This is a genomic window from Sporosarcina ureae (assembly GCF_002082015.1).
Lineage (GTDB): Bacteria > Bacillota > Bacilli > Bacillales_A > Planococcaceae > Sporosarcina > Sporosarcina ureae_A.
In genome coordinates this window covers 2,333,827-2,346,012 of sequence record NZ_CP015109.1, presented here as the reverse complement: position 1 = coordinate 2,346,012, position 12,186 = coordinate 2,333,827, and the positions used below count along the sequence as shown (strand labels likewise).

The following is a 12,186-nucleotide window of genomic DNA, read 5'->3' as shown; positions in this document are numbered from 1 at the left end:
AGGTCTTTACATTAATTTGAGAATTATTCTATATGTCTCAGGATTTATTAACAATCTGGCCCGTTTGAAGAACGGATCTTATTAGTGAATTGCGCCCGATTGCTTAAAGGAACTTATTTTTCAATTGATGCTCGGATTCAAGTACAATAACTTTTGTTAAGGAAGTTTGGGTAATGTTTTTTATATTATCTCCGTAGAAAAGGTCATCTATCATTTCACTTATTTCATACCATATATCTTGTTCTTCATCGAGGAAATGTTCACGAACAATTTTATAAATATCATATGCATTATCAATTGCTTTACTAGGATCATCAACAATTTCTCTTAATAAATATCGGACATAATGTCTCGCACTTTCTTCGTAAGAAGGTTTCGAAATGTTTAGCTCATTTATAGCCCTGTTGAAATATTCTTCTACTTCAAAAATATTCAGAGGTTTTATTAGAGAAGAAAGTACATTCAAAGAGGGTGTAGAGTTTCCATTATGCAACATATAAAAAGCCCACCCAATATAATCAGTAGCCAGTACTTTTCTTTCGAATATTTTATAATACAAAACTCCAGTATCCATATACATACTCCTCATGTTGCTGAACGATTTATAGATTATACACTGTGATCTTTTTCTGTTCTTTGACCCGATTCTAACTCAAACCTTATACGACAATCGCGCCCGTTTGAAGAATATTAATCAACGTAACTTTTCTTCGCTAGATAATTCAACTTATTTTTCTAAATTTAAAATTTCAACTTCGTAATTATTAATACCATTGCTGGCAAGTTCTTTTTCAAAATACAATTTCGCTTTTTCTTTATTACTTAAGCTATCTCCGTCCACTTGTACTGATAAGATCTTTTCACTCTTACTGACTCCCATACCAGTTACGCCAAACTTCATTTCAGCATTATCATATAATTCCGTTTCAAAAAGATTATCGATTTTCTCATCTTCATTTGACGAAGCGAATGAAATATAATCATTTCCAAAATAAAATAATGAACAAGACATTACAGCAACTATGGCAATATATTTCTTTTTCATAACCAATCATTCTCCTTTTCTCTGGCCCGTTTGATGCACTGTCCTTATCACGCAAACGCGCCCGTTTGTTTAGCAAAATAATTGAAATTATTTTGTTGAGAAATAATATAAAAATGTATTAAAAATATCTTGAGTGATTAGATAAAGAAAAGTAACAACCATCGAAATAGGTACTATTATTAAAATAATTTTACCTATTGATAACGAATTGATAATACTTTCTGCCCTCTGAAACAAAGAAGTTAAATCTTTCACAATAATCCCCCCCTTCTTACACTGAAATCAATCTTATTCAGTAGGCGCGCCCGTTAATTGCGGAAATAATTATTTATTATTATTTTTCACAAATAATCTAGGGGAGAAATAAGCCATTGTTGCAGCAAGAAACGTTAAAATTAACGGTAAAAGCGAAGTACTACCTTTAATTTCAACGGTATTAGATAAATTTCCAAACTGATTCCAAGCATTTGTCATATCTGGTTTGTAAAATAGCGTCATCAAATACCCCGATAAGAATTGAAACACTACCAATAATATTATAAAACTAATCGAAAACACAATATACTTTTTCATTAGATTTTCTCCTTATATTCAGAATACATTTTTTAAAAAATTGTCGATTGAAACTAACGTGCTTTTTCTGTTATTGCACCCGATGGTTGAAATCAAGAATCGTGTCTAGCATACATTCTTGCTGATGAAGAAGGTGAAAACCTTACTTTATATTCTTCTCCAAGTTCTTTACGAACTTCTACAGTAAGTAATTCACCCATTTTATTATGTTCATCTTCCATTTGAACTCCATTAGAACACAACACGTCTTTGCTCCAATCTATCCAATCACCATACTGCTGCATCCACTTTGTAAGTTGTGCTTTCAAGTCCTTTGAAATAGGAATATCATAGATGTCAAAATTACAGTAACACTCATCACACCAAATAGCGTCTGCACCAACATCACCTTCTACTTTTAAATTAAATGTTTTTTCTTCTTCACAAAAACCACAACGCATACTAACACTCCTATTAATTCTTCTTTAGATAGTTAAACTTCAACAATCTGGCCCGTTTGAAGAACAAAGCTTATTCCGCTAATGCGCCCGTTTGAAGAATATTAATCAACGTAACTTTTCTTCGCTAGATAATTCAACTTATTTTTCTAAATTTAAAATTTCAACTTCGTAATTATTAATACCATTGCTGGCAAGTTCTTTTTCAAAATACAATTTCGCTTTTTCTTTATTACTTAAGCTATCTCCGTCCACTTGTACTGATAAGATCTTTTCACTCTTACTGACTCCCATACCAGTTACGCCAAACTTCATTTCAGCATTATCATATAATTCCGTTTCAAAAAGATTATCGATTTTCTCATCTTCATTTGACGAAGCGAATGAAATATAATCATTTCCAAAATAAAATAATGAACAAGACATTACAGCAACTATGGCAATATATTTCTTTTTCATAACCAATCATTCTCCTTTTCTCTGGCCCGTTTGATGCACTGTCCTTATCACGCAAACGCGCCCGTTTCTGGAAGAATGTTTTTTATCGATTTAAAAGTCTTGTGATAAAACCCAAATCATCTTCATCTTTCACTAGAAAATCAAAACCAAAATGCGCTGCAATACCAAGTGAAATTGCCCAAAATGCAATACTTGCTGTCATTAATACTAAGGTTTTCGAACGTGTACCGCCAAATGTGACGGCTAGTAGTGCTGTTAAATGACTACCTACAAAAAACGGGCCAATGAACGCTAAGCCTGGCAAACCATATTTCCCCCAAATTTGCTTCGCACGTTGATGACTTTTAGGTTCATTTTTTTCTTCATTAACTTTTTTCCTTTTACGCCAATTGCGAATCGAGTCTATAAATACAATAAGTAAAATTATCGTTAATAAATTCCCTAAAAAGGCAATAATAATAACTGGTACTACTGGAAGACCCCCGATAACTGCAACGGGTACTATCATTGATACCTCTAAAAAAGGGATTGCTGCCAACAAAAAGATAATAAAATACGTAATCAATTTCTATCTCCCCCTTCTATGCGCATTCGCATTACCTTCAGAGTCTCCTTCTGGTTCACTAGTTTCTTTTTCAAGAAAACGACACCCCATATTGCAGAGAAATTCATCTTAAAAGTCATCGAATTTTTTCTTCGCTTTCTGCTTTAGTTTAAAACTAAATCGACTTGTATGCTCATTGTTATTTACCAATAGTTGATATGCAGAAAGGATTGTAAGAGTACGAACCGATATATATAGACCAACGGCTATTAAAAACACAAAAATCGGATAATAAGGAACCAAGATTCCCATCTCTATTTTTTTCTCCAAGGCAAAGGCTAAGAATCCTACCGCCAGTAAACAAGCTCCAAACACCACTATTCCTGAATGTTTTCTTTTAAAGCCCTCATATCTCACTGTTAGCTCTTTAAAATAATTTGAATCAAACAATAAAGCTTCTTTTTTGAGATTTGTATATTGCCCTTGGTCAAAACCTAATGTGGCAAAAGAAATGATCCCTAATGTCGCAATGATAATAATCAAGAGTACCCCTAACATTGAATTTGTCCCCATAATTAAATACGGTTCAAACGCCAATGCAAAAAGCCCAAAGCCTAACCCAATATGTTTAGCAGTTTTTTGTGTGCTTAACAAAAAACCTTCTGCCATTTCTCTGCTTACATAATAACCTTCCTCATTTCCTTCATTGCTCTCAACAGAATCCTTCAATAAGTAATCAATAGATACCTCAAAGATATTTCCAATCATTAAGAGCTTTTCTGTTTCGGGAAATCCTTGGCCATTTTCCCACTTGCTTATTGCTTGTCTTGAGGTGTTTAGCTTTTCAGCTAAAGTTTCTTGAGAAAATCCATTTTCTTTTCTAAGCTTAAAAAGTTTTTCACCAAAATTCATTCATTTCAACTCCTTTCATTTTGTTAGTTATATTGTATAAAAACATTGCTGTTCTATCTATCACGCAGCGAATGCACATTGTCAACTTGTGGTTGCATTATTGTTATATCGCGCTTTTAAAGCCTTTTTCTTATGTGTCTTTTGAAAGTAATATGTTTATTCGGATATAAATCATAATAAAAAGGGGATATTTTTTATCCCCTTTTTCCTCATATTGATTCCGTTAAATATATAGTTCTTCCTACAAGCAACTATCCTGCAATCTGGCCCGTTTGCAGCGCAATCCTTATTCCAGAATTGCGCCCGATTGTTGCAAAAATTAAACTGTTAAACACATTCGAATTGTTTTCAAAATGTGACCATCGAAGTTATCATCATATTCATTAATTGTCTTAAACCCTTTGGCATCGTAAAATGTTTTTCCGACGGTGTTTTCCTTTTCAACATCGATATATACTTCCTTCAGATTCTCTAATTCCTTTATCCCTCGCTGAAGTAAAGCAGTGCCTATACCCTCACCTTGACAGTCTTGATAGAGATATATTGCACTTAACTCTGATTGCCCTTCACTGTTAACTGGCGTGAAATTGGCAAAACCTACAACCTTATCTTTCATTTCCGCAACATAAATAAACGAGCTATTTAAACGCTTTTCCATCATTTTATCATTGTAAGCAGCATTCAAAAAGTTTTCCTGTATTTGATGTGGGATTATCCCTTCATAAGTTGAGTTCCAACTTTTTTTTGCTACGTCTTGAACTTGCTTTATATCTTCTTTTACCATTTCTCGAATCACAAAACTCATTTTCCATCCCCCACTAATTCAATTATTTGGCCCCTGTATGGAATATCTATTTTTTATATTCCTTTTGTAAAAGTCCATATACATCAATATCTTCATACTCATTATGTAGAAGTTTATCTTTCCTTAATGTACCTTCCTTTTGTAAGCCCGCTTTTCCCAACACCACTGATGAAGCTTTATTTCTAGTAAGAGCTGAAGCCCAAATTTTATTTAAATTCAAATCGTTAAATCCAAATTCTATAATTTTATTGACCGCTTCAGTTGCGAACCCGTTTCCCCAGTAATCTGTGCCAATCCAATAACCAATTTCGCCTTTATTGTTATTTTTATCAATTCGTAGAGTGATTGTACCTATAATTTCGTTTATTTCCTTAGACACTATCGTCAAAGGGTATTCAATCCCATCCTTAATTTGCCGAGGTTGAATTGCAATCCAATCCTTAGCATGCTTCAATTCATATGGATGTGGTAGACCAAGTATATCTGCTAATCCTTTATTATTAGCTAGCTCACTAATTCTAATTGCATCTTCTTTGTTAAAGGTTTGTAAATATAAACGTGTAGTTTCTAATCTTAATGGCATATGATAGACCCCTATATTATAATTCTGTTCAAAACAAGCTCCCTAATACCTTCAGTTATTTAAAAATCCGGTCCGATTGCAGAATGGGCGCAGATTCATCTTCAAGAATTGCGCCCGATAGTATAATAAGGCTAATTTAAAAATGGCATAAAATTTAGATATTTCCTTTTCAATAAGTCTTCCAATAAAGCCCCAATACCTTTCTTCACGAATTACTGTTTAATAATTCGTTAGCTAATTCATTTTTACACTCCAGCGAGTGTATTTTCTTGGCAATTTCCCTAGCTTCTTCATCACTAACTACTTTATCTGGCACAATGTTTAAAAAAAGCAGGTTTTCCATGTATTTAACATTTTTAAAATCAGTTAATTCTACCGCTTTTCTTGCATGGTATACAGAAGCAAAATAAGCACCTTCTGTGTGGCAAAGCGGTTGGGCTAAAAGAGAAAATGCTAATTCATGTAGCTTAGCATTTTCTTCTTGGAGTAATAAACTTACTACCAATGTATAGTTAGATATATTCTGATTATCAAAAGCAGTACTTATTAAATTATCACTAAAACTTTTAAAACTTGTATTTTGATAATATTTTTTAGCTTCTTCAAAATCACCCGACAAAACAAAGTTGCTTAATTTATTACTCATTGTTAAATTACGCACCCCTTCAAATTGCTTCCTTCTAGTTTCAAGTCAATCGATGGCCAGATTGAAGCAAAGTTTTTATACAACAACTGCGCCCTATTCTGGAATTATGGGTTCATATTGCAATCAAAATAACTTATACTTAGCCCTGATTTTTCAACCGTGGGGAAACCACCCCTGTCGTAACAACCATTGGACATTGCACGATTTTCGCTATAAGTGAAATACATTTGCGATACTATTAAAAAGCCTCCAACAACCATCAAAGTTGAAATTATAATCGCCAATCTTTGCATTGGCGCCAACCTTTTAATTTTCATAGTTTAGTCACCCCTTTCATCGAATTACCAAAGTTCCACTAAATGGCCCTATTACTGAAAAGGGTGCAGATCCCTTATACAAGAATCGCCCCCGTTAATTCAATAGGCTCGTTCTTTTAAATAGTGCAAAAAACCATCTGCAATTTGATTGTATCTACTTACAACCTTTTCTTCGTCAACCGTTTCCAGTTTCCTATCTTTCATAATCCACTTGCCATCAATCATTACGTGCTGAACCGAATCAGCTTTACTATAAAACAATAAGTTATAGAGATAAGTTGAAAATTTTTCTTTATTTAGCAATGGCTCTAGGTCTGAATCATCTTTTTTAATAAAAATTAAATCTGCTTTATAACCATCTTTAATTTGACCTATCTCATCCTGTAATTTATATGCCCTTGCACCATTGACAGTTGCCATTCTAAAGATTTCTTCGGCAGAGTATTTGTTAACAGGATTATTTATTTTTAATAAGTAATACGTTAACCTCATTAACTCCCATACATTTGTGTGAGCGTAATCAGTACCCAAACAAACATTCACACCTTTCTCAAGCATAGCATTAACATCTGCAACTCCTGCGCCTGTATCCAAGTTTGAAAGAGGACAATGAACAACAGAGCTTTTATGTTTTGCTACCAATTCAATATCCTCTTCTGACATATAAACACCGTGAAAAAGAACTGTTTTATCATCAAGTAAATCCATTTCATTATAAAGTTCGATACTTGATTTACCGAATTTAGATTTAACTATATTAAGTCTCCACTCATTCTCTAAACAGTGCGTCATCATAATAGCATTATATTTATCTTTCACTTTTTTCAAATTAAGCAATTCATCATTTGTCATATCTTCTTCCTCTAGTAAATGGGTTCCAAATAAAATGTTTCCCTCTGTCTTATTATTATAAGATCCAATTTCCTCGTATGTATCAACCATTCCTCGTATTCCAATCTCATTCATTACATCACTTAGTTTCTGGGGTGATTGTGGATCTGAGTCACTTACAAAAGTAACCCCATTTTTGACCATATCAATATAGCTCTTTTGAGCAATGTATCCAAAATCTCTTTCTGAAATTTCATTTTCCAAGTAATCAAATAATATTTGTTGTATTTTTCCTTGCTCTGAATCATTGCACCAGTCTTGAAGAGCCATTTCTTGCATTAATCCTTTAGTTAAAGGCGAGTAGCTGTGAAAATGAGCGTTAAAAAGTCCTGGAAGCACCAAATAATCCTTGCAATCCATTAAAATCTCTTTATCTCCGTCATCTAAATCAAAACTTATTGTGTTATTTTTTATTGAAAAATCACGTGTTTCAAATTTCATATCGTTGTTTAGAAATGTTACATTCTTCAGTTTCATATAATTATTCCTCCCTGTTGTTCAAAAAAGGTTGTGCGACAAAATGGGCCGATTATGAAAAGTGAGCGCTGATTTTCTTCAAGAAAAACGCCCGTTTATTTAAATGTCTCGTTCCCTTTTTTGGCGTATTGACCATCTTAAGTAAAAAAGTAACTCTCCGATTATTAATCCAATTAAAATGGCGACAACACCAGCTTTATAATCAGGTTTATCGGATAAAAATGTAACAATTATAAAACCAATTAATAAACCAAAAGTGATACTTATATAAGATGTATATCTTTCTTTCAGATATATTTTCATAGTCAATCACCTTTCTGATAACTATTCATTAATTTGGGCCATTCGATAAATAAAGGACTTCCCTGATTCTATAATCTTCGGGCTACGCAGTTAATCTTGGTCCTCAAGTTCAATAAAGTAATGACTCTTACTGTAAGACATTGCCTCCATCGTCGCTATCAAACTTTTTTCATGAAAAACTTCCACTCTGTAGAACCCTGTGCGAAAGTTTCGTTTAACTTCTTTTACAACGGCTACTAACTTGTCCCCCGGCTTGGCTGGTTCCATAAATTGAATCGTTGTACTTAATCCCACTGACGTTTTGCCATAGGCATTACAAGCTACAGAAAAGGCATGGTCTGCTAACGCATAAATAACCGCTCCATGAACCGTGCCAAACGCATTCACCATATGACTTTGCACTTCCACCGTTGCCTCTGCAACGCCAGCGTCAAATTTCGTTAACTCAATGCCTAATGATTTAGCGTATGGATCGTTTTTCACTTGCTCAAGAATTTCTTCATAGTACTCTTCATGAATCTGGTGCTCATCAATTTTCTTCTTCATTATGATCTACCCCTTTGTTTGCTTGTTTTTTATGACAAATCACTTACTTCACGTATCAAAACAGCCGTTGAATTTCCTAACTGCAGGATTCCGCCTGTATGAATCAACTGTGGAACCATGAACCTACTCTTACCCTTTTATTAGTATAGCAGAATTATCCAAATGTTTTCAGAAAAATCAAATGAGACGGTTTAATCCGGTGCCTCTTGACATTCTAATCGGATATTCATTCTATTAAAAAAATCCCGCAGAAGACCATGTTGTCTCCTGCGGGATGTCTTAAAACTTATGCTTCTGCTGTTTGTTTTTCAAGTGATTCATTATACATATCCGTGTCCAGTTCACCCGTTACGCGGGCTGTTGTGACACCTGCTGTCATCGAGCCACTGACGTTTACTGCAGTTCGGCCCATGTCAATCAGTGGTTCAACAGAAATCAATAACCCTGCGAGTGCGACAGGAAGATTGAGTGCCGACAAGACTAGAATTGCGGCAAATGTCGCGCCTCCCCCAACACCTGCTACACCAAATGAACTAACCGCCACGATTGCAATTAATGTTACTAAAAATGTTGGGTCCAGTGGATTGATACCAACCGATGGAGCAATCATGACAGCAAGCATCGCTGGGTAGATTCCAGCACAGCCATTTTGCCCGATGGATAAACCAAATGAACCCGAAAAGTTGGCAATTCCTTCAGGTACACCCAAGCGGTTCGTTTGGGCATGAATCGTTAACGGTAGCGTTCCTGCACTTGAGCGGGATGTGAAAGCAAATATCAACGCTTCCCCTGCTTTCTTCACATACGTCACCGGATTCAATCCGGACAATGTAATAATGAGCAAGTGAATGCCGAACATCACCAGTAAGGCGATATAAGAAGCAAGGACAAACTTCCCGAGACTGTAAATCGCCATAAAATCAGACGTCGCAACAGTTCGCGCGATAATCGCCAAAATACCATATGGCGTCAAACGTAGAACGATTCTTACCACACCCATGATCAACGCGTAAATCGCGTCAATTCCTTTTTTCACCGTGACCGCGTTTTCTTCATCCCTTCTGGTAATCGCTAAGTAGGCAAACCCGAGGAATGCCGCAAAAATCACGACGCCAATCGTTGAAGTTGGACGTGCACCTGTAAAATCTAGGAAAGGATTAGCAGGCAATAAATCGATGAGCTTTTCAGGTAATGAAACATCGGCTACAGTTTCCAAGTTCTCTTCCAAAGAAAGCCCACGTGCCGCTTCTGCTTCCCCTTGTACGATTTCAGAAGCGTCCAGTCCAAATAGAAGCGTAACAGAAATCCCCACAATGGCAGCAATCGCTGTCGTACCGACGAGCATACCTAAAATCGTAGCCGCCATTTTCCCAAAGTTTTTCCCGATCGTCACTTTCGTAAAAGCCGCTAAGATCGAAATAAAAACAAGTGGCATAACAATCATTTGCAGTAATTTAACATAGCCGCTACCGATTAGGTTAAACCATGGCATCGACTGCTTGAGGATCTCTGACTCTGTTCCATAGGCAAAATGCAAAATAAGTCCGTAACCAATTCCGAGCCCAAGCCCTGTAAACACGCGTTTTGAAAAGGATACCTTTTTACGATTCATTCTATATAATAGGCCGACAAGCAATAACAATCCCGCAATGTTCACAATAAGTAAAAAAGTATTCATCATTCCGCACCCCTCTGTCTTCATAGTATTGTAGATTTTACTTTATCCCTTTAATTCCTATTCGTCAAGTATACTTTTAAATAAAATGATATATCAACTAAGCTCAGTAGATGTAGGCATGAATATTATAAGATTCGACCTTCCAAACAGTTGAAACCATTCTGCAACACCCCGGTTTTGACTCTATGAAAAAATCCCACCAATTATGACTTGGTGGGATTTCACTATGTTTTTACAATTTATTATGAAGTGTTTATATCGACTGATGCTGGACACCACTAGCAATTACCAAGTAATGAATGGCGGTGATCCCGGTGGTGCATTTTGAATCATATCCACTAGAGGGAAAACGTAACCGAACGCGACGATGAACAGCATGATGATAATCCATACACTCCAACGCTCTGTCCACTTCGGTGTCTCACTTGCATTGTCTTCACCTTGTGCAATAGGAAATTCTGTAGTTCCTTTTGGCGCGAAGAACATGAGATTGAAGACGATGTAGACAATCAGCACGAGACCTATCGTTAATAATACGCCTCCTACCGCTAATAAAAGTAAGTACGGGTCCCAACTTGCAGCGGTTGCACTATCGCCATACGTTGTGTAAGACGTTCTTCGTGGAGCACCTAGAAGTCCTACCGTGTGCATTCCACCGGCCATGAAGACCATTCCAATAGTCCAAATCAATGTTTGAATTACACCCAATTTATTCATGGCGGGAGTAAGTGTCCGCTTGGATAAGTAAGGTATTAACCAATACATCGCACCGAAGAAGGTCAACACGGCTGTCACACCGACAGTGATATGGAAATGGCCTACAACCCACAGCGAGTTATGCACGACTTGATTCAATTGGTTCGCATTTTGTGCAATACCGCCAGCTCCGCCTGGAATGAAGAAAATCATTGCAATCATCGGAGCTAGGAAACGAACGTCTCCCCAAGGCATCTTTTTAATCCAGCCGAATACTCCTTTCGCACCTTTCTTCTTGCCCACACGAGCGAATACGAAGAACATCGCAAATGCTGTCATTAAGGACGGGAAGCCGATCACCATGCTCATCAGCGCATGTGTGAGTTTAATTCCTTCTGACATGCCTGGGTCCACAATTTGGTGGTGGAAACCGCCTGGAATATTCGAGACGACTAACAGTATGACAACTACTCTCGTTAATGTATCACTGAATAATCGACCGCCAATTACTTTCGGCACGACTACATACCATAAGGAAACTGCGGTTAAGTACCAAATGTTTACAAATGTATGTCCGAAGCTCCAAAATAATGTTCTACTAAGCATTACATTAATCGTTTCGGTCCAACCAAACGCCCACGGTATAAGCATTAACACTTCTGCTGTTACACCTAGACTTCCGAAGAATAACAGGATGAAAACACCCATCGCAAAGAATGCGAGTAACGGTATATGTTGGCCACGGTGTCTCTTTCTCCACTTGGCGATTTGAGTAAATCCGCCAAACGCAGCAATCCAGATGCCTGCCACGACAATGAATAACCCAACATAGAACCAAGGGGATGCCTTCATCGGCGGATAAAATGTGTACATGACAGAGGCGTTACCCATGACGACGTTCGTAATGACCAATACTACCCCTACGAGCATAGTGATCAGGGAAATCCAGCCCATCTTTCTGACGACTGGAAATAATCCATCCATCGTATGAGAAAGTACCGAGTAAAAATACGCAATGACGAACAATACAGAGAATACTAAAACTAATAAAATACCATGCGCCGTCAAGACTTGATAATAATTAAAGTTTGTAGGTAGTTCGAGCAATCCCGCACGATTAAGCCCTTGAAGTAAACCTAAAAGTCCACCTATCAATAACGTGACGAAAGCTATGGAGAAATACGTTAATGTCAGACGTGAATCTAATCTATTTCCCCCTGACAATTTACTAATTTTACTACTTTGCTTTTCAATCGCTTCCATTTCATTCACCT

Annotated in this window: 15 protein-coding genes; all 15 read right to left on the bottom strand. The window is 36.4% G+C overall.

What is annotated here, in order from left to right:
• Window positions 1-103: 103 nt before the first annotated feature.
• The 15 genes from SporoP17a_RS11560 to SporoP17a_RS11485 all read right to left on the bottom strand — a co-directional run bounded on the left by SporoP17a_RS11560 (window position 104) and on the right by SporoP17a_RS11485 (window position 12,175).
• Window positions 104-574 (bottom strand): hypothetical protein, encoded by a 471-nt coding sequence (locus SporoP17a_RS11560; protein WP_083034778.1) that lies wholly within the window; start codon window positions 572-574, stop codon window positions 104-106.
• 153 nt (window positions 575-727) lie between these two features.
• On the bottom strand, window positions 728-1,045 hold the full coding sequence (locus tag SporoP17a_RS11555; RefSeq protein ID WP_083034772.1) for a YolC/YozM family protein: 318 nt from the start codon (window positions 1,043-1,045) through the stop codon (window positions 728-730).
• Window positions 1,046-1,369: 324 nt separating this feature from the next.
• Complete coding sequence (locus tag SporoP17a_RS11550; RefSeq protein ID WP_083034776.1) at window positions 1,370-1,618, bottom strand: hypothetical protein; 249 nt, start codon at window positions 1,616-1,618, stop codon at window positions 1,370-1,372.
• A 92-nt stretch (window positions 1,619-1,710) separates the two neighbouring features.
• The gene (locus SporoP17a_RS11545; RefSeq protein WP_083034774.1) at window positions 1,711-2,058 is read right to left on the bottom strand and encodes a hypothetical protein; all 348 of its coding nucleotides are present in this window, start codon (window positions 2,056-2,058) and stop codon (window positions 1,711-1,713) included.
• 138 nt (window positions 2,059-2,196) lie between these two features.
• On the bottom strand, window positions 2,197-2,514 hold the full coding sequence (locus tag SporoP17a_RS11540; RefSeq protein WP_083034772.1) for a YolC/YozM family protein: 318 nt from the start codon (window positions 2,512-2,514) through the stop codon (window positions 2,197-2,199).
• Window positions 2,515-2,596: 82 nt separating this feature from the next.
• Window positions 2,597-3,079, bottom strand: coding sequence for a small multi-drug export protein (locus tag SporoP17a_RS11535; protein ID WP_237262316.1), 483 nt, complete (start codon window positions 3,077-3,079; stop codon window positions 2,597-2,599).
• A gap of 108 nt (window positions 3,080-3,187) precedes the next feature.
• A complete protein-coding gene (locus SporoP17a_RS11530) occupies window positions 3,188-3,970 on the bottom strand; it encodes a helix-turn-helix domain-containing protein (protein WP_083034771.1) in 783 nt (260 codons plus the stop codon).
• 319 nt (window positions 3,971-4,289) lie between these two features.
• On the bottom strand, window positions 4,290-4,775 hold the full coding sequence (locus SporoP17a_RS11525; RefSeq protein ID WP_083034770.1) for a GNAT family N-acetyltransferase: 486 nt from the start codon (window positions 4,773-4,775) through the stop codon (window positions 4,290-4,292).
• A 46-nt stretch (window positions 4,776-4,821) separates the two neighbouring features.
• On the bottom strand, window positions 4,822-5,358 hold the full coding sequence (locus tag SporoP17a_RS11520; RefSeq protein WP_083034769.1) for a GNAT family N-acetyltransferase: 537 nt from the start codon (window positions 5,356-5,358) through the stop codon (window positions 4,822-4,824).
• Between the two features lie 205 nt (window positions 5,359-5,563).
• On the bottom strand, window positions 5,564-6,004 hold the full coding sequence (locus SporoP17a_RS11515; protein WP_083034768.1) for a hypothetical protein: 441 nt from the start codon (window positions 6,002-6,004) through the stop codon (window positions 5,564-5,566).
• A gap of 104 nt (window positions 6,005-6,108) precedes the next feature.
• Complete coding sequence (locus tag SporoP17a_RS11510; protein ID WP_083034767.1) at window positions 6,109-6,321, bottom strand: hypothetical protein; 213 nt, start codon at window positions 6,319-6,321, stop codon at window positions 6,109-6,111.
• Window positions 6,322-6,420: 99 nt separating this feature from the next.
• Window positions 6,421-7,689 (bottom strand): amidohydrolase family protein, encoded by a 1,269-nt coding sequence (locus tag SporoP17a_RS11505; RefSeq protein ID WP_083034766.1) that lies wholly within the window; start codon window positions 7,687-7,689, stop codon window positions 6,421-6,423.
• A gap of 393 nt (window positions 7,690-8,082) precedes the next feature.
• A complete protein-coding gene (locus SporoP17a_RS11495) occupies window positions 8,083-8,538 on the bottom strand; it encodes a hotdog fold thioesterase (RefSeq protein ID WP_083034764.1) in 456 nt (151 codons plus the stop codon).
• Between the two features lie 286 nt (window positions 8,539-8,824).
• Window positions 8,825-10,216, bottom strand: a complete 1,392-nt coding sequence (locus tag SporoP17a_RS11490) for an L-cystine transporter (RefSeq protein ID WP_083034763.1) — start codon at window positions 10,214-10,216, stop codon at window positions 8,825-8,827.
• Window positions 10,217-10,501: 285 nt separating this feature from the next.
• Window positions 10,502-12,175, bottom strand: coding sequence for a cbb3-type cytochrome c oxidase subunit I (locus tag SporoP17a_RS11485; protein WP_083034762.1), 1,674 nt, complete (start codon window positions 12,173-12,175; stop codon window positions 10,502-10,504).
• Window positions 12,176-12,186: the final 11 nt, after the last annotated feature.

What these genes read in the sequence shown, in the direction of transcription:
- SporoP17a_RS11495 (WP_083034764.1), bottom strand. Translation starts at nt 8,538, where the DNA reads ATGAAGAAGAAAATTGATGAGCACCAGATTCATGAAGAGTACTATGAA.
- SporoP17a_RS11490 (WP_083034763.1), bottom strand. Translation starts at nt 10,216, where the DNA reads ATGAATACTTTTTTACTTATTGTGAACATTGCGGGATTGTTATTGCTT.
- SporoP17a_RS11525 (WP_083034770.1), bottom strand. Translation starts at nt 4,775, where the DNA reads ATGAGTTTTGTGATTCGAGAAATGGTAAAAGAAGATATAAAGCAAGTT.
- SporoP17a_RS11485 (WP_083034762.1), bottom strand. Translation starts at nt 12,175, where the DNA reads ATGGAAGCGATTGAAAAGCAAAGTAGTAAAATTAGTAAATTGTCAGGG.
- SporoP17a_RS11550 (WP_083034776.1), bottom strand. Translation starts at nt 1,618, where the DNA reads ATGAAAAAGTATATTGTGTTTTCGATTAGTTTTATAATATTATTGGTA.
- SporoP17a_RS11540 (WP_083034772.1), bottom strand. Translation starts at nt 2,514, where the DNA reads ATGAAAAAGAAATATATTGCCATAGTTGCTGTAATGTCTTGTTCATTA.
- SporoP17a_RS11505 (WP_083034766.1), bottom strand. Translation starts at nt 7,689, where the DNA reads ATGAAACTGAAGAATGTAACATTTCTAAACAACGATATGAAATTTGAA.
- SporoP17a_RS11530 (WP_083034771.1), bottom strand. Translation starts at nt 3,970, where the DNA reads ATGAATTTTGGTGAAAAACTTTTTAAGCTTAGAAAAGAAAATGGATTT.
- SporoP17a_RS11560 (WP_083034778.1), bottom strand. Translation starts at nt 574, where the DNA reads ATGGATACTGGAGTTTTGTATTATAAAATATTCGAAAGAAAAGTACTG.
- SporoP17a_RS11545 (WP_083034774.1), bottom strand. Translation starts at nt 2,058, where the DNA reads ATGCGTTGTGGTTTTTGTGAAGAAGAAAAAACATTTAATTTAAAAGTA.
- SporoP17a_RS11515 (WP_083034768.1), bottom strand. Translation starts at nt 6,004, where the DNA reads ATGAGTAATAAATTAAGCAACTTTGTTTTGTCGGGTGATTTTGAAGAA.
- SporoP17a_RS11510 (WP_083034767.1), bottom strand. Translation starts at nt 6,321, where the DNA reads ATGAAAATTAAAAGGTTGGCGCCAATGCAAAGATTGGCGATTATAATT.
- SporoP17a_RS11520 (WP_083034769.1), bottom strand. Translation starts at nt 5,358, where the DNA reads ATGCCATTAAGATTAGAAACTACACGTTTATATTTACAAACCTTTAAC.
- SporoP17a_RS11555 (WP_083034772.1), bottom strand. Translation starts at nt 1,045, where the DNA reads ATGAAAAAGAAATATATTGCCATAGTTGCTGTAATGTCTTGTTCATTA.